The sequence below is a fragment of the Streptomyces sp. NBC_01264 genome (genome assembly GCF_026340675.1).
In the GTDB taxonomy this organism is placed as follows: domain Bacteria; phylum Actinomycetota; class Actinomycetes; order Streptomycetales; family Streptomycetaceae; genus Streptomyces.
In genome coordinates this window covers 1,484,165-1,507,734 of the sequence record NZ_JAPEOX010000001.1, presented here as the reverse complement: position 1 = coordinate 1,507,734, position 23,570 = coordinate 1,484,165, and the positions used below count along the sequence as shown (strand labels likewise).

The 23,570-nt window shown below is 73.6% G+C and carries 22 protein-coding genes and 1 pseudogene; 12 read left to right on the top strand and 11 right to left on the bottom strand.

The window, feature by feature from the left end; genetic code table 11:
- Positions 1 to 77: 77 nt before the first annotated feature.
- Entirely contained in the window at positions 78 to 1,376 is a 1,299-nt protein-coding gene (locus OG435_RS06785; protein ID WP_250738901.1) for a DUF6986 family protein, read from the top strand.
- Between the two features lie 26 nt (positions 1,377 to 1,402).
- On the opposite strand, the pseudogene OG435_RS06780 reads toward OG435_RS06785, so the two are convergent.
- Positions 1,403 to 2,617: pseudogene (locus OG435_RS06780) on the bottom strand (MFS transporter); the annotation flags it as partial.
- Positions 2,618 to 2,672: 55 nt separating this feature from the next.
- Here OG435_RS06780 and OG435_RS06775 point away from each other — a divergent pair.
- Positions 2,673 to 3,719: an ArsR/SmtB family transcription factor gene (locus OG435_RS06775; RefSeq protein WP_266875903.1), complete on the top strand. Its 1,047-nt coding sequence runs from the start codon at positions 2,673 to 2,675 to the stop codon at positions 3,717 to 3,719.
- 3 nt (positions 3,720 to 3,722) lie between these two features.
- Here the strand turns inward: OG435_RS06775 and OG435_RS06770 are convergent, their stop codons facing one another.
- Positions 3,723 to 4,760 carry a LacI family DNA-binding transcriptional regulator gene (locus OG435_RS06770; RefSeq protein WP_430625590.1) on the bottom strand — a complete coding sequence of 346 codons (1,038 nt, stop codon included), beginning with the start codon at positions 4,758 to 4,760 and terminating at the stop codon, positions 3,723 to 3,725.
- A gap of 156 nt (positions 4,761 to 4,916) precedes the next feature.
- Between OG435_RS06770 and OG435_RS06765 the strand changes: the two genes are divergently transcribed.
- Entirely contained in the window at positions 4,917 to 5,960 is a 1,044-nt protein-coding gene (locus OG435_RS06765) for an NUDIX hydrolase (protein ID WP_266875902.1), read from the top strand.
- A gap of 61 nt (positions 5,961 to 6,021) precedes the next feature.
- Here the strand turns inward: OG435_RS06765 and OG435_RS06760 are convergent, their stop codons facing one another.
- Together OG435_RS06760 and OG435_RS06755 are read right to left on the bottom strand one after the other, a co-directional pair.
- A complete protein-coding gene (locus OG435_RS06760) occupies positions 6,022 to 6,750 on the bottom strand; it encodes an MBL fold metallo-hydrolase (protein WP_266875901.1) in 729 nt (242 codons plus the stop codon).
- A 96-nt stretch (positions 6,751 to 6,846) separates the two neighbouring features.
- Positions 6,847 to 8,211, bottom strand: coding sequence for a dipeptidase (locus OG435_RS06755; protein ID WP_266875900.1), 1,365 nt, complete (start codon positions 8,209 to 8,211; stop codon positions 6,847 to 6,849).
- A gap of 299 nt (positions 8,212 to 8,510) precedes the next feature.
- On the opposite strand from OG435_RS06755, the gene OG435_RS06750 reads away from it, so the two are divergent.
- Complete coding sequence (locus OG435_RS06750) at positions 8,511 to 9,830, top strand: geranylgeranyl reductase family protein (protein ID WP_323187938.1); 1,320 nt, start codon at positions 8,511 to 8,513, stop codon at positions 9,828 to 9,830.
- 274 nt (positions 9,831 to 10,104) lie between these two features.
- On the opposite strand, the gene OG435_RS06745 is transcribed toward OG435_RS06750, so the two are convergent.
- Positions 10,105 to 10,563: a nitroreductase/quinone reductase family protein gene (locus tag OG435_RS06745; protein WP_266875896.1), complete on the bottom strand. Its 459-nt coding sequence runs from the start codon at positions 10,561 to 10,563 to the stop codon at positions 10,105 to 10,107.
- Positions 10,564 to 10,711: 148 nt separating this feature from the next.
- Here OG435_RS06745 and OG435_RS06740 point away from each other — a divergent pair, with 148 nt between their 5' ends.
- Positions 10,712 to 11,410, top strand: a complete 699-nt coding sequence (locus tag OG435_RS06740) for a TetR/AcrR family transcriptional regulator (protein ID WP_266875894.1) — start codon at positions 10,712 to 10,714, stop codon at positions 11,408 to 11,410.
- A 194-nt stretch (positions 11,411 to 11,604) separates the two neighbouring features.
- Entirely contained in the window at positions 11,605 to 12,582 is a 978-nt protein-coding gene (locus OG435_RS06735; protein ID WP_266875892.1) for a spherulation-specific family 4 protein, read from the top strand.
- Here OG435_RS06735 and OG435_RS06730 read toward each other — a convergent pair.
- The 3 genes from OG435_RS06730 to OG435_RS06720 are packed head-to-tail and all read right to left on the bottom strand — an operon-like array spanning position 12,568 to position 13,871.
- Positions 12,568 to 12,792, bottom strand: a complete 225-nt coding sequence (locus OG435_RS06730) for a hypothetical protein (RefSeq protein WP_266875890.1) — start codon at positions 12,790 to 12,792, stop codon at positions 12,568 to 12,570. The genes OG435_RS06735 and OG435_RS06730 overlap by 15 nt on opposite strands.
- A gap of 10 nt (positions 12,793 to 12,802) precedes the next feature.
- Positions 12,803 to 13,072 carry a DUF6332 family protein gene (locus OG435_RS06725; protein WP_266875889.1) on the bottom strand — a complete coding sequence of 90 codons (270 nt, stop codon included), beginning with the start codon at positions 13,070 to 13,072 and terminating at the stop codon, positions 12,803 to 12,805.
- Between the two features lie 58 nt (positions 13,073 to 13,130).
- Positions 13,131 to 13,871, bottom strand: a complete 741-nt coding sequence (locus tag OG435_RS06720) for a maleylpyruvate isomerase family mycothiol-dependent enzyme (RefSeq protein ID WP_266875888.1) — start codon at positions 13,869 to 13,871, stop codon at positions 13,131 to 13,133.
- A gap of 116 nt (positions 13,872 to 13,987) precedes the next feature.
- On the opposite strand from OG435_RS06720, the gene OG435_RS06715 reads away from it, so the two are divergent.
- A complete protein-coding gene (locus OG435_RS06715; RefSeq protein ID WP_266875887.1) occupies positions 13,988 to 14,650 on the top strand; it encodes an alpha-ketoglutarate-dependent dioxygenase AlkB family protein in 663 nt (220 codons plus the stop codon).
- A gap of 43 nt (positions 14,651 to 14,693) precedes the next feature.
- Positions 14,694 to 16,004: an ROK family protein gene (locus OG435_RS06710; protein ID WP_266875886.1), complete on the top strand. Its 1,311-nt coding sequence runs from the start codon at positions 14,694 to 14,696 to the stop codon at positions 16,002 to 16,004.
- Between the two features lie 41 nt (positions 16,005 to 16,045).
- Here OG435_RS06710 and OG435_RS06705 read toward each other — a convergent pair whose 3' ends face one another.
- Positions 16,046 to 16,660 (bottom strand): ATP-binding protein, encoded by a 615-nt coding sequence (locus OG435_RS06705; RefSeq protein WP_266875885.1) that lies wholly within the window; start codon positions 16,658 to 16,660, stop codon positions 16,046 to 16,048.
- A gap of 228 nt (positions 16,661 to 16,888) precedes the next feature.
- Between OG435_RS06705 and OG435_RS06700 the strand changes: the two genes are divergently transcribed.
- The 3 genes from OG435_RS06700 (at position 16,889) to OG435_RS06690 (ending at position 19,640) form a co-directional block, all read left to right on the top strand.
- The gene (locus OG435_RS06700) at positions 16,889 to 18,019 is read left to right on the top strand and encodes a PLP-dependent cysteine synthase family protein (protein ID WP_266875884.1); all 1,131 of its coding nucleotides are present in this window, start codon (positions 16,889 to 16,891) and stop codon (positions 18,017 to 18,019) included.
- A gap of 104 nt (positions 18,020 to 18,123) precedes the next feature.
- Complete coding sequence (locus OG435_RS06695) at positions 18,124 to 18,786, top strand: hypothetical protein (protein ID WP_266875883.1); 663 nt, start codon at positions 18,124 to 18,126, stop codon at positions 18,784 to 18,786.
- Positions 18,787 to 18,881: 95 nt separating this feature from the next.
- Entirely contained in the window at positions 18,882 to 19,640 is a 759-nt protein-coding gene (locus OG435_RS06690; protein ID WP_266875882.1) for a hypothetical protein, read from the top strand.
- A gap of 29 nt (positions 19,641 to 19,669) precedes the next feature.
- Here OG435_RS06690 and OG435_RS06685 read toward each other — a convergent pair whose 3' ends face one another.
- A complete protein-coding gene (locus tag OG435_RS06685; RefSeq protein WP_266875881.1) occupies positions 19,670 to 20,173 on the bottom strand; it encodes an SRPBCC family protein in 504 nt (167 codons plus the stop codon).
- A gap of 137 nt (positions 20,174 to 20,310) precedes the next feature.
- Between OG435_RS06685 and OG435_RS06680 the strand changes: the two genes are divergently transcribed.
- Complete coding sequence (locus OG435_RS06680; protein ID WP_266875880.1) at positions 20,311 to 20,877, top strand: GNAT family N-acetyltransferase; 567 nt, start codon at positions 20,311 to 20,313, stop codon at positions 20,875 to 20,877.
- A gap of 10 nt (positions 20,878 to 20,887) precedes the next feature.
- Here the strand turns inward: OG435_RS06680 and OG435_RS06675 are convergent, their stop codons facing one another.
- Positions 20,888 to 23,359 (bottom strand): right-handed parallel beta-helix repeat-containing protein, encoded by a 2,472-nt coding sequence (locus OG435_RS06675; RefSeq protein ID WP_266875879.1) that lies wholly within the window; start codon positions 23,357 to 23,359, stop codon positions 20,888 to 20,890.
- Positions 23,360 to 23,570 lie beyond the last annotated feature (211 nt).

The following is a 23,570-nucleotide window of genomic DNA, read 5'->3' as shown; positions in this document are numbered from 1 at the left end:
GACTGAGCGGAACCCCGTGACTAAATTCTGTAATGCGGATCTAGGATTCCGTGAAGCGGAAAAGAGGAGAGTGCACGATGGGTCAGCAGGAGAAGGTGGCGACGAGCCTCGCAGGCGCGGTCAGCGAGGGCATCAGCGCTTCCCTCAAGCCGGTGGACGCGGAACTCGCGCGCCACTACCCGGGCGACCCCGGCACCCGTCAGCCCATCCACACGGTCTACGTGCCCGGTGACGTCTTCGCGGCGGACACCATCCGCACCTGGGGCGACCAGGCCCTCGCGGCCCTCGACGAGCACGCCCCGGACGCGGCCACCTTCGCCAAGGTACTCGGCATCTCCGACGAGCTGGCGGTACCGGTCTACGACCGCGTGCGCGCCAAGCTCGCCTCCGAGCCCATCGAGGACCTCCGCGTCGACTTCGAGGACGGCTTCGGCGTCCGCTCCGACGAGGAGGAGGACCAGGCCGCGGCCCGCGCCGCCCGCCTCGTCGCCGAAGCCTTCTCCAACGGCACGAACGCCCCGTACATGGGCATCCGGATGAAGTGCATGGAGTCCAACGTCCGCGACCGCGGCATCCGGACCACCGACATCTTCCTCTCGGGCCTGCTCGCGCACGGCGGCCTGCCCGAGGGCCTGGTCCTGACCCTCCCCAAGGTCACGTACCCCGAGCAGGTCACGGCCTTCGTGCAGCTGCTGGAGGCCTTCGAGACCGCCCGCGGCCTGCGCCCGGGCCGGATCGGCTTCGAGATCCAGATCGAGACCAGCCAGTCCATCCTGGCCTCCGACGGCACCGCCGCGGTCGCCCGGATGATCGAGGCATCCAAGGGCCGCGCCACCGGCCTGCACTACGGCACCTTCGACTACAGCGCCTGCGTCGGCGTCTCGGCCGCGTACCAGTCGAGCGACCACCCCGCCGCCGACCACGCCAAGGCGATCATGCAGGTCGCGGCCGCCGGCACCGGCGTGCGCGTCTCCGACGGCTCGACCAACGTCCTGCCGATCGGCACCACCGAGCACGTCCACGAGGCCTGGAAGCTCCACTACGGCCTCACCCGCCGCGCCCTGGCCCGTGCCTACTACCAGGGCTGGGACATGCACCCGGCGCACCTGCCGACCCGCTACGCGGCCGTGTTCGTCTTCTACCGCGAGGGCCTCGAGACCGCCGCCGCGCGACTGAAGGCGTACGTCGCCAAGATCGAGGGCGACGTCATGGACGAGCCCGCCACCGCGAAGGCCCTGGCCGGCTACCTGGTCCGCGGCCTGGACTGCGGCGCCGTCGGCGCCGACGAGGTCACCGCCCTGACCGGCCTGACCCGCGCGGAGCTCGACGCCTTCGCCATCCCGCGCCGCTCGGCGACCCTGACGGCGACCGCCTGAGCCGCGTGATCCCCTGAAACGAGGCCCGGCCGGCCTGCCCCCGGCCGGGCCTTTCGGCGTACGGCCACCAGATGGCGGGCCAGCGCCGAGGCGGCGAGGGCGGCCACGAGCAGGCACACGCCCGGCCAGCCGGCCCGGCCGTAGACGCGTACGCCGAGCCAGGAGCCCGCGCTCCCGCCCAGGTAGGCGCAGGTCATGTAGGCGGTGTTGAGGCGGCTGCGCGCGTCCGCCCGCACGGCGAAGACCCGGGCCTGATTCGCGATCATGCCGGACTGCATGGCGATGTCCAGCACCAGCGTGCCCACCGTCAGGGCGACCAGACCCGGCGTGCCGCCCCGGGCGCCCGCCGCGAGGATCACGGCCGAGACGAGGACCGCGAGCAGGCAGACGAGGTTCACCGGATCGGGACCCCACCGGTCGACCAGGCGGCCGGCGAGCGGGGTGCAGAGCATCGTGGCCGCGCCGACCAGCGCGAGCAGCCCCACGGCCTGCGGCCCCAGACCGTACGCCGGCCCCGTGAGCAGGAGCGCCACACAGGTCCAGACGGCCGAGAACGCCCCGAACACGGTCGCCTGGTAGAGGCAGGAGCGGCGCAGCCCCGATTCGGTGCGCAACAGGCGCAGGGAGTCGGCCAGCAACACCCCGTACGGCAGGCGCGCGGCCGGCGCCGTGCGCGGCACCGACACGGCCAGGACGGCCGCGAGCAGCAGGAGCAGGACGGCGGCCACCAGATAGGGGGCCCGCCATCCCAGCCGTTCGCCGAGCGTCGCGCCGAACGTGCGGGCCAGCAGCATTCCGCCGATCGACCCGCTCAGTAGGGTGCCCAGCACCGCCCCGCGGCGATCCGGGGCCACCAGCCCGGCCGCCAGCGGAACGATGACCTGCGCGGCCACCGTGGTGGTCCCGACGAACACGCCCGCGGCGGCCAGGAACCCGAGGCTCGGGGCGCAACCCGCGGCGAGCAGACCCAGCCCGGTGAGGGCGAGCAGGGTGACCAGCAGCGGGCGGTGGGAGAACCGGTCGCCTAGCGGCACCAGCAGGAAGAGACCGGCCGTGTAACCGATTTGGGTGGCGGTCACCACCAAGGACGCCGTATCGGGGGAGGTGCCCAGCCCGGCGGCGATCAACGGGGTGATGGCCTGCGGGAAGTAGAGGGTTCCCACCGCCACCGCACAGGTCGACGCCAGGATCAGCACCATCCCGCGGCTCATCTCGGCCTGCCGGCCCGCAGTTCGTGTCATGACCGAAGTCCACGGCACCCCGGCCGCACCGCAAATAGATGTAGCGTATTGCTTAATGATCAGCTTCGAGCTCGGCGTAGAGGACCTCGCCGACACCCGCTTCGCCCTCTCCCCGCTCGGCGAGACCGTGCTCAGCCTGCGGGTGCTGCGCGAGCCGGGCCTGTCGGCGGTGCACCTCCCGTGGCGTAGGGACGTCCTCGGCCGGCTCGGCGCGCTCGACACCGGGCTGCTGATGTCCCTGGTCGCACAGCGGCGCACGCTGCCCGACTTCCTGACCCCGCGGCCCGCGAGCTTCGCCCCGGACTTCGAAGCGGAACTCGCCGTCGTCCGGGCCACCCCTCCCGGCCTGGTCCGGCGCGACCTGCTGGCCGCGCACGCCCCGGACCCGCTCCCCGACCCGCTGCGCGCGGCCGGCGCCGCCGCCGACGCACCGGTCGCGCGACTGCGCGACGACATCTGCGAGCTGCTCCGGCGCTACTGGGAGGTCGCCGTCCAGCCCACGTGGCCGCGGATGCGACTGCTGCTGGAGGCCGACATGACCTACCGCGCACGGCAGTTGGCCGTGGGAGGCGCGCGCCGGCTGTTCGCCGACATGCACCCGAACCTGCGCTGGCACGACGGAGTCCTGCACATCGGCGCGATGATCAGCAGCCACCACGTCGCGGCGCACGGGCGGGGGCTGCTCCTCCTGCCGTCCGTCTTCGTCCACAAGCCCGCGCCCCCGGTCAGCCCCGAGGAGCCGCCCTGGCTGGCGTACCCGAGCCGGGGAGTGGCGACGCTGTGGACCCGGCCGCCCACCGCGGACGAACCCGCGCTCGTGGCCCTGCTCGGCGCTCCCCGTGCCCGGCTGCTCGGCCTGCTCGACGAGCCGCTGCCCACGGTCGAGATCGCCCGCCGCTTCCGGGTCACCCCGAGCGCCGTCTCCCAGCACCTGCGGGTGCTCCACGCCGCGGGGCTGCTGAGCCGGGCGCGCGACGGACGGCAGGTCCTCTACCGGCGCAGCCCGCTCGGCGACCAACTGGCCGGGGGCGTCGGAGCCGGGGACCTGCGGGCCGGGGAGGTTCGGGCCGGAGAGGTTCGGGACGGGGACCCGGAGCGGTGAGGGTCAGGCGGTCGGCGGGATCTCGCCCGAGCCGCGGGGGATCAGGCGGGTGGGGAGTTCGATGCGGGACGGGGGGAGGTCGGCGCCCGCCAGGCGCTGGAAGAGGCGGTCCGTGGCCACGCGGCCCAGGGCCGCGGCGTCCTGGGCGATGACCGTGATGCCGGGGTTCAGCAGGTCGGCGAGTTCGAAGTCGTCGAAGCCGACCAGGGCCACCGGGCGGGGCAGGGACGCGAGGACGCGTACGGCCGTGACCGTCACGCGGTTGTTGCCCGCGAAGAGGGCCGTCACCGGTTCCGGGCCCGACAGCATCGAGCGGGCCGCGGCCGAGACGCGTTCCGGGGCCGTCGTCCCGAGGGAGACCCAGGAGGCGTCGACCGGCAGGCCCGCGTCCGCCATGGCCGCGCGGTAGCCCCGAAGGCGCTCGGTCGCCGTGTGGATGTGCGGCTGGTCGCCGATGAAGCCGATCCGGCGGTGGCCGGCCGCGATCAGGTGGGCCACCCCGTCCCGGGCGCCCCCGAAGCTGTCGGACAGGACGACGTCCGCGTCGATCCGGCCCGCCGGGCGGTCCACGAACACCGTGGCCACCCCGGCCCGGATCTCCGGCTCCAGATAGCGGTGGTCGTCCCCGGCCGGGATCACCACGAGCCCGTCCACGCGGCGGGCGCACAGCGCGAGCGCCAACTCCCGCTCGCGCTCCGGGTCCTCGTCGCTGGAGCCGTTGATGAGCAGGGCGCCGTGGGCGCGGGCCACCTCTTCCACGGCCCGGTTGAGCGGTCCGTAGAAGGGGTCGGAGAGGTCCTCCAGGACCAGGCCGACGGTGGCGGTGCGGCCCTTGCGCAGGACGCGCGCGCTGTCGTTGCGGCGGAAACCGAGGGCGTCGATGGCCTCCTGGACCCGCCTCTCCGTGTCCGGGGTGACCCCCGGCTCCCCGTTGACCACGCGTGACACCGTTTTCAGGCCCACGCCGGCCCGGGCCGCCACGTCCTTCATGGTCGGCCGGTTGCCGTAACGGGGCTCGGGCGGGCGGCGGGTGTGGGGCACGGTGTCGGACCTCCGGACGGTCGGGCGCAGTCGGGGTGCGGGACCGACGCTGCGGACAGGCCCCTGACCTTGAGGATAAGCACTCGGCGGGGCGCCGGGGTTTCCGTGGCAGGGTGGTACGGGCAAGCCACTGGGGGCATCGGGAGAGGGGTAGACGTGATTGTCTGGATCAACGGCACGTTCGGCGCCGGCAAGAGCAGCACAGCGCGCGAGCTGACCGGCCTCCTGCCGGAGAGCACCTTGTTCGACCCGGAGTTCATCGGTGACGCGCTGCGCGTGCTGCTGCCGCGCAAACGCCTCGCCGAAGTGTCCGACTACCAGGACCTGCCGAGCTGGCGGCGGCTCGTCGTGGACACGGCGGCGGCGATGCTGGCGGAGCTGGGCGGGGTGCTGGTGGTCCCGATGACGCTGCTCCGCCAGGAGTACCGCGACGAGATCTTCGGCGGGCTCGCGGCGCGCAGGATCGCGGTGCGACACGTGCTGCTCGCCCCGGAGGAAACGATCCTTCGGAAGCGGATCGCGACCCGGGAGGAGCCCGGGGCGGCCGCGGACGTGGACCTGCGGGTGCGGCAGTGGTGCTACGACCACATCCCCGCCTACAAGCACGCGCTGGGCGGCTGGCTGGCGGCCGACGCGCACGTCATCGACAACGGGGCCCTGACCGTACGGGAGACGGCCGAGCGGATCGCCGAGGCGGTACGCACCGACGCCGCCCGGGTCTGCGACATCGTGCAGACCCCGCAGCCGACGCGCGAGACGGTCGCGGCCGGGGTGCTGCTCTTCGACGACGCGGATCGGGTGCTGCTGGTGGATCCGACCTACAAGCCCGGCTGGGAGTTCCCCGGCGGGGTCGTCGAGGCCGGGGAGGCACCGGCGTGCGCGGGGGTACGGGAGGTCGAGGAGGAACTCGGTTTCGTACTGGAACGCCTCCCGGAGCTCCTGGTGGTGGACTGGGAGCCGCCGGAGCCTCCCGCGGGCTACGGCGGCCTGCGGCTGCTGTTCGACGGGGGCCGGCTGTCGGCGGCGCAGGCCGGGGGACTGCGGCTGCCGGGGCCGGAACTGCGGGCCTGGCGGTTCGTGACGGAGGAGGAAGCGGCGGACCTGCTGCCGCAGGTCCGCTACGAGAGGCTCCGGTGGGCCCTGCGGGCACGCGAACGGGGACGGGCGGCGTACTTGGAGGCCGGACGGGCGGTCCCGTAGCCGGGGGCCGGCCCTACGCTTCGGGGTAGGGCTCCGGTTCGGGCTCCGGTTCGGGTTCGGCTTAGGCCTGGGCTCGGGCCTGGGGTTCGGCCTCCGCCTGCGCCGCCGATTCCGCTGCCGCGCGAAGGACGGCCGCGGTGTCCGAGGTCAGGGGGTCGCCGTGGCCGAAGCAGGCCACCGAGGGGGCCAGCGCGGCGAGCCGGACCATCGACTCGACGGCTCGGGCGCGGTCCGCGTTGAAGACGCCGAGCATCACCTGGCCGACTCCGGCGACGCAGTCGCCCGTGAACAGCACCCCGTGCTCCGGGAGATGGATGCCGATGCTGCCCGGGGTGTGGCCCGGAGCGTGCACGACGACCGCCCCGTCGCCGAAGGGGAGCGTCTCGTCGTCCTTCAACTCCCGGTCCACCCGGGTCGGCGGGGCCTGCGGAACCGTCAGGCCGTGTGCGTACAGCGGCAGTTCCCAGTCCAGCAGCACCGGTTCCGGGACCGGCTGCTCGCCGCGGATCACCGGGGCGTCGAGCCCGTGCGCCAGTACCTCCGCGCCCCGGCGGGAGGCGAGTTCGCCCGCCGCGCCGACGTGGTCGCGGTGGCAGTGGGTCAGGACGATCCGCTCCAGCCGCTCCGACGCGAGCCCGAGGGAGCGTATCGCCCCTTCGATCGCGTCCGCCGCACCGGCGTGGCCCGCGTCGATCAGGGTCAGGGTCTCCCCGTCGCGCCAGAGGTAGGCCTGGCCGATGGGGAAGCGCAGCATGTGGAGTCGGTCGGGGATGACTTCTACGAGATCCATCACCCGAACGTATGGGGGGAACCACGCCGACGGCGCAGGTTGCGCCGTCAGCGTGGTTCGCTCCTGGCGGAGCGGGGGAAACCGTCCGCCACACCGTCAGGCGCGCTTGGACTCGGCGTAGTTGAGGAGGAACAGCGCCTCCGTGACCGACAGGCGCTCCAGCTCCTCCGGGGAGACGCTCTCGTTCACCGCGTGGATCTGCGCCTCCGGCTCGCTCAGGCCGATGAGCAGCATCTCCGCGTCCGGGTACAGCTCGGTCAGCGTGTTGCACAGGGGGATGGAGCCGCCCATGCCGCTGATCTGCATCTCCTGGCCCGGGTACGCCACCTTCATGGCCTGCGCCATCGAGGCGTACGCGGGGCTGTCCGTGTCCGCCTGGAACGGCTGTCCCTGGCCGACGATTTCGACCTCCAGGTGCGCCTTCCACGGGGTGTGCGCCACCAGGTGCGCCTCCAGCAGCTTGATCGCCTCGGTCGTGTCCATGCCCGGCGGCACCCGCAGGCTCACCAGTGCGCCCGCGCTCGCTTGCACCGAGGGGGTGGCGCCGACCACCGGCGGGGCGTCGATGCCGAGCACGGTGACGGCCGGCCGGGCCCACAGCCGGTCCGCGATCGTGCCCGCGCCGATCAGCTCGACCCCGTCGAGCACCTTCGCGTCGGAACGGAAGTCGGCCTCCGGGTACTGGAGCCCCTCCCACACCGCGTCCGATGCCAGCCCGTCCACCGTGGTCGAACCGTCCGGCGCGCGCAGCGAGGCCAGGAGCTGGATCAGGGCGGCCAGCGCGTCGGGGGCGGCCCCGCCGAACATGCCGGAGTGCAGGTTGCCGCCCAGGGTGTCGATCTTGACCTTGAGCAGGCACATGCCGCGCAGGGTCGCGGTGACCGTCGGCAGGCCCGTACGGAAGTTGCCCGCGTCACCGATCACCACGGCGTCGGCGGCCAGCAGTTCGGGGTGCGCCGTCGCGTACTGCTGGAGACCGCCGGTGCCCTGCTCCTCCGAGCCCTCGACGATCACCTTCACGTTCACCGGGACGCCGCCGTTGGCCTTCAGGGCGCGCAGCGCGAGCAGGTGCATGATGAACCCACCCTTGCAGTCGGCGCTGCCGCGGCCGTACCAGCGGCCGTCCCGCTCGGTCAGCTCGAAGGCGGGGGAGGTCCAGGCGGCCTCGTCCAGCGGGGGCTGCACGTCGTAGTGCGCGTAGAGCAGGACGGTCGGCGCGTCCGCCGGGCCGGGCAGGAAGCCGTACACCGACTGGGTGCCGTCGGGGGTGTCGAGCAGCGCCACGTCCCGGAAGCCCTCGACGCGCAGCGCGTCGGCCACCCAGTTCGCGGCGGCCTGGCTCTCGCTCTGCGGGAACTGGGCCCAGTCCGCCACCGACTGGAAAGCCACCAGCTCGGACAGCTCCTGCTTGGCGCGGGGCATCAGCGAGGCGACGGTCTCGGCGATCGACTGAGACGGCATGGGCACGCTCCTCTTGGGTGCGACGTTGTGTACGTGTACGGGTTGCGCACACGCGTCCCGCATCGCGGGATGTGCGTATGCGGGCTACGGCAAAGGACTCTTTTGATCCTCGCACAACGGGGCAGTCGATCTCGCGCCGTAGGATTTCCCCGGCATCGGAGCAACGGCATGAACCGCATGATCAGGAGCAGCAGCACATCGTGAGCAGCGACGAGAGCGACAGCGGCGACGTACGCGACGCGGCGGCAGGACAGACCGCTCAGGGGGCGGACGCGCAGACGGCCGGGGAGACCGGCGAGGTGTGGGACGTGGTCGTGGTCGGGGCCGGGCCGGCCGGATCCTCGGCCGCGCACGCGGCGGCCGCCGCGGGGCGGCGCGTTCTGCTGTTGGAGAAGGCGGAACTGCCCCGGTACAAGACCTGCGGCGGAGGCATCATCGGGCCCTCTCGCGATGCGCTCCCGCCGGGTTTCGTGCTGCCCTTCAAGGACCGCGTCCACGCGGTCACCTTCTCGCTGGACGGGAAGTTCGCCCGGACCCGGCGCTCGAAGCAGATGTTGTTCGGGCTGATCAACCGGCCCGAGTTCGACGCGGCGCTGGTCGCCGAGGCGGAGAAGGCCGGCGCCACGGTCCGTACGGGTACGGCCGTCGCGCGGGTGGAACAGCACGGGGCGTCCGTGCCGGACCGGCGGACCGTCGCGGTGGTCCTCGCCGACGGCGAGACCGTGCTGGCCCGGGCCGTGGTCGGCGCGGACGGCAGCGCGAGCCGGATCGGCGCGCACGTCGGCGTCGAGATGGACCAGGTCGACCTCGGCCTGGAAGCGGAGATCCCGGTCCCCGAGACGGTCGCCGCGGACTGGAAGGGCCGGGTCCTCATCGACTGGGGACCGCTGCCCGGCAGCTACGGCTGGGTCTTCCCCAAGGGCGACACCCTCACGGTCGGGGTCATCTCGGCGAAGGGCGAGGGCGCGGCGACCAAGCGGTACCTGGACGACTTCATCGCCCGGCTGGGCCTGTCGGGCTTCGAACCGGCGGTCTCCTCCGGGCACTTGACCCGCTGCCGCAAGCCCGGATCGCCGCTTTCGCGCGGGCGGGTCCTGGTCGCGGGCGACGCGGCCGGACTGCTGGAGCCGTGGACCCGGGAGGGCATCTCCTTCGCGCTGCGGTCGGGGCGGCTCGCCGGGGAGTGGGCCGTGAAGATCTCCGAGGCCCAGGACGCCGTGGACGCGCGCCGCCAGGCCCTCAACTACGCCTTCGCGGTGAAGGCGGGGCTGGGGGTGGAGATGGGCGTCGGCAAGCGGATGCTGGAACTCTTCGAGGCCAAGCCGGGTCTGCTGCACGCGGCGATCACCGGTTTCCGGCCGGCCTGGCTGGCCTTCGCGCGGATTGCTCGGGGGTCGCTGACGCTGGCGGAGATGGTGCGTACGTACCCGCTGGCGCGCAAGGCGCTGCACGTGCTGGACGCACGACAGGCGCGGAGCCGGGGTGCGGCGGAGGCCGGGACCGGGGCTGGGGTTGAGCCCGCTTCCGGGGCCGGGGCCGGGTCCGACTCCGGGGCCGGGTCCCGGTCCGGGGAGCAGGACGGAGTCCAGGACGGAGCCCAGGGCGGGGTGAAGGGCTGAACCGACAGGTGTGCCCGGGGGTGTGACCCGGCCCGAAGGCGCCGCTCCCGATGGGGAGCGTCGGGCACCGAGGTGCGGAGTGTGGCGGTCTTGCCGGATGTCCCGGCGAGGCCGCCGCCGCGTTTTCCGGGGGGCGGGGCCAGGCCCGGCTCCGGGGGGGGTGTCGGGAGGGCGGCGGGTTGCCGGCCCCGGTGGTGCCGTGGGGGCGGCGGGTTGCCGGGCGCCGAGGGGGCGGCGGGGTGCTCAGCGTGCCCGGGGTGCTCCGGAGGGTGGGTCAGGGGGTGATCGTGATGCGGAAGACCGGGTGGTCCGGGGCGGCGGCGCGGAGTTCGGACTCGGTGGACTTCGCGGTGACCCCGTTGAAGAACCGGTTGACCTCCCAGCCCCACTTCTTCAGGTAGCCGCGCAGGACCACGGCCTGTTCGGCGGGGTCGGTGAGCTCGGTGACGGTGAACGTCTGCACGGTGCGGCCCAGCCGGAGTTCGCCGCCGCCCGCGGCGCGCATGTTGCGGACCCACTGGGAGTGGCCGCGGGCGGAGACCAGGTACCGGGTGCCGTCCTGGAGGTACGGGTTCACCGGGATCCGCTGCATCGTGCCGGAGGTGCGGCCGCGCACCGACAGCTCGGCCGTTCCGGCCAGGCTCATGCCCGAGCGGGCGAGCTTGCCGATGAGGGCGTTGAAGCGGGTGCCGAGCGGGCCGGCCTGGACGTAGTACGGCTTGGGCGCGTTCATGGTGGCCTCCGGGGCGTTTGGGAGAGCACTGCTCTCGCTTGAGACCAGTCTGCACGGATCGATGCTCCAAAGCAAGAGCAGTGCTCTCGAAGTGGATCGGTGATCTGATTTGTGGGCGGTGCTCTGACTGTGTGGCACACTGACCCCCATGAGCACCGTGCGAGGGGCGAGGGAACGAGCCCGCATCGAAGTCACCGCCGCCATCAAGGATGAGGCGCGCCGCGCGCTCGCGGCGGAGGGCGCCGCCAAGCTCTCGCTGCGCGCCGTCGCCCGCGAGCTGGGCATGGTCTCCTCCGCCCTGTACCGCTACTTCCCCAGCCGCGACGAGCTCCTCACCGCCCTCATCGTCGACGCCTACAACAGCGTCGGTGCCGCCGCCGAAGCCGCCGACACCCGCGCGCTGGCCGCCGGCGACGCCCCCCGCGCCCGCTGGGCCGCGGTCTGCGCGTCCGTCCGCGGTTGGGCGCTGGAGCACCCGCACGAGTACGCCCTCATCTACGGCTCGCCCGTCCCCGGCTACACCGCCCCGCTCGACACCGTCGGCCCGGCCTCCCGCGTGGGCAACACCCTCATTGGGATCGTCCGCGCCGCCTACGAGGGCCGTGGCATCGCCCTCCCGTCGCTCCCCGCCGAGCTGCGCCCCGAAGCCGCCCGCATGGCCGCGGACTTCGCCGAAGGGCTGCCGCCTGAGGCCGCCGCGGCCCTGGTGGCCGCCTGGGCGCAGCTCGTGGGCCTGATCTCCTTCGAGCTGTTCGGCCAGTTCAACCGGGTCGTCGAGGACCGCGACGCCTTCTTCGCGCACGCCGCAGGGCAGTTGGCGCACGGGGTGGGACTGCCCGCCGTATAGGGCCGGGCCCGGCCGAACCGGCGGGGACGGGGATGGTTCGCTTGTCAGTTCCTCGTACTGAAGCGGGGGAATCGCCCCTGGTGCGCCCGGCGGCCCGTCTAGTGTTCCTCGGACCGGGTTCCCGTCCCGGTTGCCGTCCCCGGCGCCCGGCCATCGCCCCGGCGCCGCTCCCGCCGTCGCCCCGAGGAGCAGTCATGACCCGCGCCGCGAAGGCCGTCTACGCCGTCCTGGCCACCCTCTTACTCGCCGCGCCGGCGCCGGCCGTCACCGCGTCGGCGAGTTCGGAGCCCGGCCGGGCCCAGGCCCGGGACCGTACCCCGGCCCTCGCCCCGGCTCCGACCCCCGAAGTGAGACCGACGCCGCGGGCGCCCGGGGTACGCGGCCTGGAGATAGCCGTCCCGGCGTACGTCTGGGCCAACGACCCGATGCTCGCCGATCTCACCGCCACCAGCCCGGCCGCCTCGGTGGTGGTCCTCAACCCGGGCAACGGCGACTCCCCGTTCGACGCCCCCTGGCGGGCCCGCGCCGACGTCCTGCGCACCGGCACCACCGCCACCGGCGAGAGGACCAAGGTGCTCGGCTACGTCCACACCGACCACGGCAACCGCGACCTCGCCGCGGTGAAGGCCTCCGTGGACAACTACCTGAGGACGCCCGACGGCCGCCTCCACGTGGACGGCATCTTCTTCGACGTGGTCAGCCGCGACTGCGGCCCGGCCAACGCCACCCGCGACCACTACGCGGAGCTGCGCCGCTACGTGCAGGACACCATGGAGGCCGTCGCCCCCGGCACGCCGGACCTGGTCGTGAACAACCCCGGGACGGCCATCGCCGACTGCTTCCTGGAGCCCGGCCGCCGCACCGCCGACGTCTTCGTCACCTTCGAGGACACCTACGCGGCCTACACGGGCGCCGGCTGGCTCGGCGGCAACGTCTTCAACGCGCTCACCGGCTACCGCTCCGGCGCCGAACTCGACCCGAGCGGTACGGCGTTCTGGCACCTCGTGCACGACGTCCCGGACGCCACCGCGATGCGCGCGACGCTCCGTACGGCCTTCGAGCGCGGCGCGGGCTACGCCTACGCCACGAGCGCGCGGATGCCGAACCCCTGGGACGCCCAGCCCACTTGGAAGTACCGCGCCCAGACCTCGTACGCCTCAACCCTGGGCTGAGCCCGAGCCGGACCCGGTCCGCCCGACGGCGGTGACCTCGACGGTACGGCCGTCGGGATCCACGAGCCGGTGCCGCCCCGGCGCGAGCCGCGGACGTGAGGCGGACCCGTCGAAGGCCGGGACGGCCGTGGACGCGGCGGGTGCCCGTCCCGCGTCACCGGGGACGGCGTTCTCCATTGACGGGGCGGGCCGTACGGCCGGGGCATCCATGCGGCCCGCTCTAGGAGTGCCCGAGGTCCTCGCGGACGGCGTGTTCCGGGCGGTGGGCGAAGCGCCACAGGACGTGGGTGACCCGGAGGAGGAACGCCGTGGCGGCCAGGACGCCGCCCACCGTCGCCAGGGTCCGGTCGGTCGTGGGGGAGAGGTCGAAGGCCAGGGCGGGGCCGTACAGTGCCGCGAAGGCGAGTCCGGCGGCGAAGAGCCCGCTGACGAAGGCGAACACGATCTCGATGGTGACCGCGTCCCGGTCGGCCTGGCTGCGTCGTTCCATGGGCGAAGTCTCGCCGCCCCAGCCGGGGCAGACAAGGGCGCCCCGGCACGCCCGGGGGTCAGATTCCGGCCGTGTCCACCCAGAGCCGGGCCAGTTCCGCGTCGCCCGTCACACCCGGACCGGTGAGCGGCCGCCGGTTCCACAGCGCCGCGTAGAGCCAGGAGGCCTCGCCCGTCAGCGTGCAGTCGGCCTCCGCGCCGTCTCCGCGGACCGTGCGCGCCGGCTCCGGGGACAGGCGTACGGTCCACACCGCGCCCGTGTCGGAGGCCGTAACCCGTATCACCCGCGGCTCCGCCGTCCGGACCCGGCTCTGCGGCCGCGCGTGGAACCCGGTCAGCAGCTCGTCCACCCCGTCCTCGGCGAAGCCGGGATCCACCGCCCCGAAGGGCACGCCCAGCGCGGCTTCCGCGTCCATCCGGTGCACGGTGGTCTCGTGCGCCTGGCGCCGCGCCCAGAAGGCCACCGGCGAAGGCGGCGCGGTCGGCAGGAAGGTCCAGCACCGCGCGTCGGCCGAGCTCCCCGTCAGGGTCCGCACCAGTCCCGCGTGGCCCTCGCGGAACCAGGCCAGGAGTTCCGCACCCACCAGCTCCGGAGCGTCCGGGAACGGAGCCCGCTCGGTCAGACCCCGCGCCACGTACCCGGTGGCCCATCGGTGCACCGAGCCGGTGTGGCGCAGCAGGTCGGCGACCCGCCACTGCGGACAGGTGGGCACCAGGACGTCCGTACCGGCCCGTTCGGCGATGTCGGCGAGCTGCTCGCCCTCGCGGGCCAGGGTCTTCACATAGCTGATGATCTCCATGGCGGGAGTCTCTCAGCCGTGCGTGGCGACGCACAACGAAGAATGACGGAGGCTGGGGGCAGCGGAGAGTGCTGCCGAGACCTTGGGCAGACGCGACGGAGCAGGTGGTGGAGGTCATGGAGCATCGGGACGGCGAGCTCTTCCCGCGCGAGCGCACCGAGATCGTGCCCGGCGCCGTGCACGTGCCCGACTGGCTGGCGCCCGGGCGGCAGCGGGAGTTGGTGGAGGCCTGCCGGGAATGGGCCCGGCCGCCCGCCGGACTGCGTACGGTGCGCACGCCCGGCGGGGGAACGATGAGCGCCCGGCAGGTGTGCCTGGGCCTGCACTGGTACCCGTACGGATACGCGCCCACGGCCGTCGACGGGGACGGCGCCCCCGTCAAGGCGCTGCCCGACTGGCTCGCGCTGCTGGGCCGCGGTGCCGTGGCCGCCGCGTACGGGCGGGCTCCCGATCTGGGTGTCGCCTACGACATCGCGCTGGTGAACTTCTACGAGGGCGACTCCCGCATGGGCATGCACCGGGACGCCGAGGAGCGCTCCGAAGCCCCGGTCGTCTCGCTGAGCCTGGGTGATTCCTGCCTCTTCCGCTTCGGCAACACCGCCTCGCGCGGGCGTCCGTATCGGGACGTTGAGCTGCGCAGCGGGGATCTGTTCGTCTTCGGCGGGCCGGTCCGACGGGCCTTTCACGGGGTGCCGAAAGTCCTGCCCGGCACCGCTCCGACGGGCCTCGGGCTGACCGGGCGGCTGAACATCACGCTCCGGGTCGGCGGGCTCGGCTAGCGGGCGGCGTCCTCGACGCTCCGATCATGCGAGGATCGCTGTCATGAACGGCAACGGGGCCCCGCGGCGGGTGGGGGAAGTGACCACGGTGTCCGCTGGGACGGACGGGACAGCAGGTTCCACGGCAGCGGCGGCAGCGGCAGCCGGCTCCGCGCGGACCAAGCTGGAGCGGGGCCGTGGCGCGCTCGGACCGGCGCTGGAGCTCGTCCACACCGGCCGGGCCCCGACCCGCGCCGTCCTGACGGCCGAGCTCGGCGTCACCCGCGCCACCGCAGGGGCCGTCGCCGCCGAGCTGGAGGCGCTCGGGCTGATCCGCGTGGACTCCCGGCCCGGCGGGGCCGGCGGAACCCAGGGCCGGCCCTCGCACCGGCTCTCCGTGGACGAGAACGGCCCGGTGGCCCTGGCCGCGCAGGTGCACTCGGACGGGTTCCGGGCCGCCCTGGTCGGCCTCGGCGGCAGGATCGTCGCCACGGCTCCCGGCAGGGTCCCGGTGTCGGCCGACCCCGCGCAGGTGCTCGGCGCCGTGGTCGAAGCCGGGGCCGCGCTGCTCGCGCAGACCGGCCGGCGCTGCATCGGCGCCGGACTCGCGGTGCCCTCGGCGGTCGCGGAGCCGGAGGGTACGGCGCTGAACCCGCTGCACCTGGCCTGGCCCGCCGGTTCCCCCGTACGGGCCATCTTCGCCGACTGCGTGAAGGAGGCGGGCATCGACGGCCCGGCGCTGACCGGCAACGACGTGAACCTCGCCGCGCTCGCCGAACACCGGCACGGCGCCGGCCGCAGTGCGCAGCACCTGCTGTGCGTGGCCACCGGGCACCGCGGGGTCGGCGGGGCGCTGGTCCTGGACGGCCGCCTGCACAGCGGGAGTTCGGGCCTGGCCCTGGAGGTCGGCCACCTCACCGTGAACCCCGAAGGGCGCGCCTGCCACTGCGGCAGCCGCGGCTGCCTCGACGTGGAGGCCGACCCGCTGGCCTTCCTCACCGCCGCCGGGCGCACCCCGGGCCCCGAGGTGTCCCTGCTCCAGCAGGCCCGCGACCTGCTCCGCGGGGAGTCCGCGGACCCGGGGGTACGGGCCGCTACGGAGGAGCTCATCGACCGGCTCGGCCTGGGCCTCGCGGGCCTGGTCAACATCCTGAATCCGGACCGGATCATCCTCGGCGGACTCCACCGCGAGCTGCTCTACGCCGACCCCGAGCGGCTGCGCGCGGTGGTCGCGGACCGCAGCCTGTGGGGCCGCAGCGGCGGCGTGCCGATCCTGCCCTGCACGCTCGACCACAACAGCCTGGTCGGCGCCGCGGAGCTGGCGTGGCAGCCGGTGCTGGACGACCCGCTGGGGACCCTGGGCGCGGCGGCCTGACCGCTGTTCCCGCGGCTCCGGGCGGCTTCGGCGACCGGGGACTACCCGGGCCGGGCGCCGACCGAGGCGGTCACCGACAGGCCGGCGGAGACCGGCTCGGGGGGTGCGGCGACGGGCGGGGCCGGCGCGGGCTCCCGTACGGCCTTCTTCGCGGTCCGGTGCTCCGGCTTCTCGGTGAGGAGCACCGGGTGGCGCTCCGGTGCGGCCGGGCCGGGGGCGGCGCGCAGCGAGAACCACACGACCTTGCCCGGGCTGTCGTCCTGCTGCCGGGCTCCCCACGCCTCGCTGAGCGCCTCCACGAGCGCGAGCCCGCGGCCGGAGGTCTCCAGGGCGTCGATCGGTGAACCCTCCGCGGGGCGCGGGGCCCCGGCCGTCGCCGCCGAGTGCCTCAGCTGCGGAAGCCGGGGATCGCTGTCGTAGACGGACACGGTCAGCCGACCGAGGCGCAGCTCGATCTCGACCGTGCAGGTCTTGTCCGGCTGCGCATGGCGGTGGACGTTGCTGAGCAGCTCCGTCACGCCGAGCGCAGCCCGGTCTATGAGCGGATCGAGCTGCCAGTGGCGCAGTTGCGCCGAAACGATTCGGCGGATCTGTCCGATCCGCAAGGGCAGGGCCTGCAGTTCGACGACGCAGTGCCTGCGGGAATGACTGATCACGGCTGCGACTCCCCGACATCAGTGTTACGGGTGCTGCACCCTCGGTGACACCTCCCCAGGGTCACCCACTGTGGCCCGGTGTGCAACCGAACGCGATCGAAAGCGATTCGCATAGATACCCAAAGTGACCGTTTGTGCAGGTGGGCGGGGTACATTTCGAAAGCGGGCGGTGCGCGGCGACGCCCGGCGCGCACTCGGGACATCGGGAAGTACGAAGGAGCACGGCGCATGAGCACCACCACCGGTACGACCGCCACTACCATCGACGTCGACCACAGCGACGCGGACTACCGCGCCTGGCTGAAAGAGGCCGTGCGCAAGGTGCAGGCGGACGCGAACCGCTCCGCCGACACCCATCTGCTGCGCTTCCCGCTCCCCGAGGCCTGGGGCATCGACCTCTACCTGAAGGACGAGTCCACCCACCCGACGGGCTCCCTCAAGCACCGTCTCGCACGCTCCTTGTTCCTGTACGCCCTCTGCAACGGCTGGGTCCGCCCCGGCCGCCCCGTCATCGAGGCCTCGTCGGGGTCCACCGCGGTCTCGGAGGCGTACTTCGCCAAGCTGATCGGCGTCCCGTTCATCGCGGTCATGCCGCGGACGACGAGCCCCGAGAAGTGCCGGCTCATCGAGTTCCACGGCGGCGAGTGCCACTTCGTCGACGAAGCGATGAAGATCTACGAGGAGTCGGCCGAGCTCGCCGCCCGCACCGGCGGTCACTACATGGACCAGTTCACGTACGCGGAGCGCGCGACGGACTGGCGCGGCAACAACAACATCGCCGAATCGATGTACCAGCAGCTGCGGTTGGAGCGCTACCCAGAGCCCACCTGGATCGTGGCCACGGCCGGCACCGGCGGCACCTCCGCGACGATCGCCCGCTACGTGCACTACATGCAGCACGACACCCGGATCTGCGTCCCGGACCCGGAGAACTCCTGCTTCTTCGACGGCTGGACGCAGGGCGACCCGCACGCGACGAGCGAATGCGGCTCCCGCATCGAGGGCATCGGCCGTCCCCGGATGGAGCCGAGCTTCGTCCCCGGGGCCATCGACCGGATGATGCGGGTCCCCGACGCCGCGAGCGTCGCGGCGTGCCGGGCGCTGGAGCGGGTCATCGGCCGCAAGGCGGGCGGTTCCACCGGAACCGGGGTGTGGAGCGCACTGAAGATCATCTCGGAGATGGTGGCGGAGGGCCGCACGGGCAGCGTCGTGACCCTGCTCTGCGACGGGGGCGAGCGCTACCTCGACAAGTACTACTCCGACGCGTGGCTGGCGGAGCAGGGGCTCGACATCGCCCCGTACGCGCGGACCCTCGACACCATGCTGGAGACCGGCGTGTGGAGCGAGCCCATCGGCTGAAACGTTTTCCCTGGCCGGTGCCGGGTCCGCTGGCTACGCTGTGCGGACTTCGGGGTGCGGGGCGGGTGGAGCCGCGCCGGCGGTGCGGTGCGGGGTGGGGAGCGATGGCGGAGTTCAGGGACAGCGGTGCGGGCGTACGGGGCCAAGGCGGGCGCGGCGAGGGCTCGTTGAGCTGTCCCCGGTGCGGTCGGGAGGACCGGGTGCTCGGCGTGTCCGCCGCGTACCTGCGGGCCAAGGCCAAACTGAGCACGGAGAGCAAGGGCGGAGACGGCGACAACGTCACGACCCGCGAGGAGAATTCGGCGCTGGCCAAGGCCCTCGCGGTGGCCCCGGACGAGCCGGACGACAGCGCGCTGGGCTGCTTCGGGGCGCTGTTCGTCCTGGTGTCGATCGGCGCGTTCGTCTGGGGCGGGATCGCGGGGAAGTGGTTCGAGGGCGGCACGCCGCCGCGATTCCCCGGGGGTGACGGCGACCTCCCCTTCGGCATCGAGGACCCCACGACCTACCTCGGCTGGATATCGGCGGCCTCGCTGGTCCTCGGCCCGCTCCTGTACGCCTTGTCGGGCCGGTCCGTACGGGCCTGGCGCCGCCGGACCGAACCGGGCCGGGTGGCCGCCGACCGGGTCTGGGCGGAGGGCTGGTACTGCGGCCGCTGCGGCACGGTCCACTTCGCCGGGGAACGGGCCATGACACTCCAGGAGTTCAGGACCCGGGTCTGGTCGGCGGGAGGCTACGGGGACCTGGCGGTGCGGCACCCGGCGGTCTGAACCGTGACGGGCCCGTGACGACAACCCTTTAGGCGTGCCCGCGCCAGCCGCTTACGCTGTGCGGACTTCGATCACGGAGCAGCCTCGGGGGGACCATGGCGGGCATCGAGTACAACAGGGCGGAGCGGGACGGGCGGACCCGGGACGCGGTCTCTGCGCGGCCCGCTCAGGGCCCGGCAGCGGATACCGCCTCGCTCCCCGTGTGTCCCGGCTGCGGTGCTTCCGACGAAGTGCGTGCGGTGCAGGCGGTGTTCCTCGACGGGCACCGCAACGTCCGCGAGGAGACCGGTGTCGGCAGCGACCGGCGGACGGTGAACCGGGAGGTCGTCTCGCGCCTCGCCCGGGCCCTGGCGCCCACCCCGCCCACCCCGTCCGTCCAGGGGCGCGGCTGCCTCGGTGCGGTCCTGGTGCTCGTGTCGATCGGCACCTTCCTGGTCGGCTCCCTGGCCGGGCACTGGTTCACGACGGAGCCCGGGCCGGAGTATCCGTACCCGGGATGGGACGAGCCCTCCGGGCAGGAGGCGGACCTGATCCTCCTCGGCGTGATCTCGGCGGTCGCCCTTCTGGGCGCCGTCTGCCTCTTCGTCGCGATCGCCCTGGCGAACCGGGCGTACGGCGCGAGGGTGCGGCCCGGTCTGCCCGCCGCCGAGCGGCTCTGGCTCCAGGGCTGGTACTGCGGGCGGTGCGCCCGGGTGCACTTCGACGGTGAACGGGCGGCTCTGACCTTGCACGAGTTCCGCCTCCGGGTGTGGACCGCCGGAGGCTACGGCGAACTGGCCGAACGGTACCGGGGTGTCGACAGGGTCGTCGGCATCCGCCCTGACGGCACCTCACGGCAGGACCCACCGTACTGATCCCTTTACTGGTCCCCTTGCTGATCCCCCTACTGGTCCCCTTGTTGACGCGCCCCGTGCCGCCGCTTCGCCAGCCGCAGGTCCAGCGCGCGGACCGCCGAGCGGAACGAGTGCCCGAGTGCGGGGCGGGCCGCGGCGAGCCCGAAGTGGACGGCGGCCGGGCCGTCCGCGGCGAAGGTCCACTGGACGTGGGTGCCGGAGCCGGAGGGTGCGAGGCGCCACTCCTCCAGCAGGGCCCGTATGCCCGGGGCGTTGGTCTCGTCGACCCGGTACGCGTAGCGCCGCTCGGGATCCGCGGCCATGATCGTCTCCTGGAAGCGGACCCCGCCCGCCAGTTTGATCTCGCGCCCGGCGCCGCCGTGGGTGGGACGGGCCAGGGTGACGGCCCGGAACCAGCTCGGCCAGCCCTCCAACTCCTCGGCCAGCGCCCGGTACACCTCCTCCGGAGCGGCCGTGGTCCGGCCGGCGAAGACCAGGCGGATCGGGGCCACCTCGATGAAGTCCAGCCCTACGGGGCGGAGTCGGCGGGCCATGGGGAACTCCCTCGGTTCGGCGGACGGCCGGTGGCGTCCGGCGGGCTGTCACCCTAGCTGTCGGTCCGTCAGTTGTCCGCTCAAGGGGGTGGCGAACCCGCTTCGCCGACCGGTCCCTGCCCGGGACAATGCCACACATGCTGATCAGAGCCGCACACATCGACGAGCTGCCCCTCTTGCAGGACATCGAGCGAGCCGCCGGGGAATGCTTCCGCGCCATCGGCATGCCGGAGATCGCCGACGACGAACCGCTCCCGCTGGAGGAACTCCTCGGCTACCGGCGGGCCGGGCTGGCGTGGGTGGCCGCCGAGGGCGCCGGGTCCGCCGAGGGCGCCGGGTCCGCCGAGGGCGCCGGGTCCGCCGGGTCCGCCGGGACGGGGACCCCGGTCGGCTACCTCCTCGCCGACCGGATCGACGGGAACCTCCACGTCGAGCAGGTGTCCGTGCACCCGGACCGCGCTCACCGCCGCATCGGACGGTCCTTGCTGGAACACCTGGCGGACCGGGCCCGGGCGGAGGGTGCCCCGGCGCTGACCCTTACGACCTTCAGCGACGTGCCGTGGAACGCCCCGTACTACGTCCGGTGCGGATTCCGGAGCCTGGACGACGGCGGCCTCGGGCCGGGGCTGCGCGACATCCGTGACCGCGAGGCCGCGCACGGGCTCGACCGCTGGCCCCGGGTGTGCATGCGCCGGGACGTCTGAGGGGCGGTCGTCAGAGGTCCGGGAGGTCCGCCGGGTAGAGCAGGGTGAGATCGTCCTTGCTCGGTTCCGACAGCTGCGCGACCCGCCCCGCGTGCCGCTCGACCATCGACTCGAAGGTCTGGCGGGCGGTGCGGCCGTTGCCGAAGGCGGGCCCCTTGGGCAGGTCGGTGAAGTACGTCAGCAGTGCCTCGGAGGTCTTCTCGCCGAGCAGGTACTCGTGCTCCTCGGCCTGCTGCTCCACGATCCGCAGCAGCTCCCCGGGCCCGTAGTCCCCGAAGGTGATGGTCCGGGAGAAGCGCGAGGCCACCCCCGGGTTCACGGTCAGGAAGCGGTCCATCTCCGCCGTGTACCCGGCGACGATCACCACCACCGCCTCCCGGTGGTCCTCCATCAGCTTCACCAGCGTGTCGATCGCCTCGCGCCCGAAGTCGCGGCCCGAGTCCTCGGGCGCCAGCGCGTACGCCTCGTCGATGAACAGCACCCCGCCGCGCGCCCGGTCGAAGGCCTCCTGGGTGCGGATCGCGGTGGATCCGATGTGCTCGCCGACCAGGTCGACCCGGGACACCTCCACGAGGTGTCCGCGCTCCAGTACCCCGAGGGAGGCCAGGATCTCCCCGTACAACCGGGCCACGGTGGTCTTGCCGGTGCCGGGGGAGCCGGTGAAGACCAGGTGGCGGCGGACCGAGGCGGCCTTGAGCCCCGCCTGCTGCCGGCGGCGGCCCACCTCGATCATGTCGGTGAGCGCGCGGACCTCGCGCTTGACGCTGTCCAGTCCCACCAGCGCGTCCAGGTGCCCCAGCACCTCGACCGATCCGCGGGCCGCGGGCGGCCCGGTCGCGGCGCCGTCCGCCTCGTCGGCCGGCCGCTGGGCCGGCACCCGCTCGGCCGTGGCCGCCGCTACGGGGCCCGGCGCGGCCGCTACCGTACGGATCCCCGTACGCTCCCCGGCCACCGCGGTGCCCGCACCCGGGCCGGCGCCCACACCGGAGGGGGACCGGGCGGCGAGGCGCGGCCCGGACTCGTCGCTCGTGCAGTCCTCGGCGACGGGGCCGTCCTCGGCGAACTCGTAGCCCCCGCGCGCGCAGCGCTCGGTGTGACAGCGGTGCAGGGACGTGCGGCAGCCGTCGATCACGTGGAAACCGAAGCCCGCGCTGCCCGTGACCCGGCACGCCGTGAAGGTGCCGCGCCCGCCCGCGGACACGTAGAAGCCGGCTTCGGCGGGTGAGCTGACCGTGCACCGCTCCAGCGCGGGGTCCGCGCCCTTGGTGACGATCACGCCGGTCTGGACCGAGTCGATGGAGACGTTGGCGAGGGTGCCGCCGCTGCCGTGGTCGCGGAACCAGGCGCCCGTGGCGGCCTCCCGGATCCGGCAGTCGTCGAGCTGGGCCGTCGCCCCGTCGCTCACCGAGACGGCGGTGTTGCGCACTTGGGAGATGTCGCTGTCCACGACGTCCACCCGGGAACCCCGGTCCAGTACGAACAGCGCGTCCGGTACGTCGTGCACCCGGCAGGAGTCCAGCGAGACCCCGGCCCCGTCGCTGATCCAGACGGCGGGATAGTCGCCGGTGCTGTCGTGGATCTCGCAGGAGTCGGCGACGACGCGGGTGCCCGGATCCCACACCGACAGGCCGTTGCGGCCGAAGCGGCGGACGGCGGTGCGGCTGAGGGTGAGCACGGAGCGGGAACGCAGGTCCACCGCGTTCTCCGGGATGTCGTGGATGTCGCAGCCGGCGAGCGTGAGGACGGCGTCCGTGTCGAGGGTGACCCCGTCGGCCGTGGTGCGGTGGACCGCGCAGTCGGTGAGCACGGCCGTGGCCCGGGCGGCGATCTGCACGCCGGCGCCCTTGATCTCGTAGACCTCGCAGCCCAGCGCCTCCAGGCCCGAGCCGTCGCCGGTCACGGCGATGCCGGCGCCCGTGGCGTGGTGGATCCGGCAGCGCTCCAGCCGGGGGCGGCCACCGCCGCGCACGGAGACCCCGGTCTGGCCGGCGGCCACGACCTCACAGTCGGCGAACACCCCGCCCCCGCCGTCCAGTACGGCGATGCCGGTTCCGGCGGAGTTCTCCACCGTGCAGCGCCGCACCAGCGGCCGCGCACCGCTTCCGCGGACCTCGATGCCGGCCGCCGAGCGGGTGCTCACCCGCAGGTCGGTGAGTTCGGGGGAGCCGTCCTCGATGAGGAGCGCGGGCGCCGTGGGGTCCTGGCCCTCCAGATGGAGGTCCTGGACGACGGCCGAGGCGCGGATGGTCAGCGCGACCCCGTCGAGCGGTGCGATCCGCACCGAACCCAGCGAGCCCTCCGGGCCGCGCAGGGTCACGGCGTGGTGCAGCACCAGGTTCTCCCGGTAGGTGCCGGGCGCGACGGACAGGACGTCGCCGTCGCCCGCCGCGGCCAGCGCGGCGCTCAGCGTCGGATAATCACCGGAGCGGCGACGCCACCGCGAGGAACCGCCGTGCGTGACCTGGACCGTGCCCTGAGCCATGGTGCTGTCGTGCCCCCACCCTCGTGTTCCGTGTGTCCGGCTGCTGGTCGTGTCCGGCCGCTGTCCGGAGCAGCCGCTCCGGCGCTCCACCGTAGCGCGCGCGGGGCCGGTGAGTTGCCAGGTCAGTCCTCCTGTTCCCTTCGGGTACGCCTGCTGGCGTGAAAACATGGGTGCGGCGCTTGCCCGCCGATGCCGGTAGCTCGTTGGGACG

Excerpts from the sequence above, each read along its gene's own strand:
- OG435_RS06730 (WP_266875890.1), bottom strand. The coding sequence starts at position 12,792 with ATGGATGCCCCGGCCGTACGGCCCGCCCCGTCAATGGAGAACGCCGTC.
- OG435_RS06760 (WP_266875901.1), bottom strand. The coding sequence starts at position 6,750 with ATGGATCTCGTAGAAGTCATCCCCGACCGACTCCACATGCTGCGCTTC.
- OG435_RS06675 (WP_266875879.1), bottom strand. The coding sequence starts at position 23,359 with ATGGCTCAGGGCACGGTCCAGGTCACGCACGGCGGTTCCTCGCGGTGG.
- OG435_RS06740 (WP_266875894.1), top strand. The coding sequence starts at position 10,712 with ATGAGCACCGTGCGAGGGGCGAGGGAACGAGCCCGCATCGAAGTCACC.
- OG435_RS06775 (WP_266875903.1), top strand. The coding sequence starts at position 2,673 with ATGATCAGCTTCGAGCTCGGCGTAGAGGACCTCGCCGACACCCGCTTC.
- OG435_RS06735 (WP_266875892.1), top strand. The coding sequence starts at position 11,605 with ATGACCCGCGCCGCGAAGGCCGTCTACGCCGTCCTGGCCACCCTCTTA.
- OG435_RS06725 (WP_266875889.1), bottom strand. The coding sequence starts at position 13,072 with ATGGAACGACGCAGCCAGGCCGACCGGGACGCGGTCACCATCGAGATC.
- OG435_RS06695 (WP_266875883.1), top strand. The coding sequence starts at position 18,124 with ATGGCGGAGTTCAGGGACAGCGGTGCGGGCGTACGGGGCCAAGGCGGG.
- OG435_RS06715 (WP_266875887.1), top strand. The coding sequence starts at position 13,988 with ATGGAGCATCGGGACGGCGAGCTCTTCCCGCGCGAGCGCACCGAGATC.
- OG435_RS06755 (WP_266875900.1), bottom strand. The coding sequence starts at position 8,211 with ATGCCGTCTCAGTCGATCGCCGAGACCGTCGCCTCGCTGATGCCCCGC.
- OG435_RS06690 (WP_266875882.1), top strand. The coding sequence starts at position 18,882 with ATGGCGGGCATCGAGTACAACAGGGCGGAGCGGGACGGGCGGACCCGG.
- OG435_RS06710 (WP_266875886.1), top strand. The coding sequence starts at position 14,694 with ATGAACGGCAACGGGGCCCCGCGGCGGGTGGGGGAAGTGACCACGGTG.
- OG435_RS06680 (WP_266875880.1), top strand. The coding sequence starts at position 20,311 with ATGCTGATCAGAGCCGCACACATCGACGAGCTGCCCCTCTTGCAGGAC.
- OG435_RS06745 (WP_266875896.1), bottom strand. The coding sequence starts at position 10,563 with ATGAACGCGCCCAAGCCGTACTACGTCCAGGCCGGCCCGCTCGGCACC.
- OG435_RS06700 (WP_266875884.1), top strand. The coding sequence starts at position 16,889 with ATGAGCACCACCACCGGTACGACCGCCACTACCATCGACGTCGACCAC.
- OG435_RS06720 (WP_266875888.1), bottom strand. The coding sequence starts at position 13,871 with ATGGAGATCATCAGCTATGTGAAGACCCTGGCCCGCGAGGGCGAGCAG.
- OG435_RS06685 (WP_266875881.1), bottom strand. The coding sequence starts at position 20,173 with ATGGCCCGCCGACTCCGCCCCGTAGGGCTGGACTTCATCGAGGTGGCC.
- OG435_RS06785 (WP_250738901.1), top strand. The coding sequence starts at position 78 with ATGGGTCAGCAGGAGAAGGTGGCGACGAGCCTCGCAGGCGCGGTCAGC.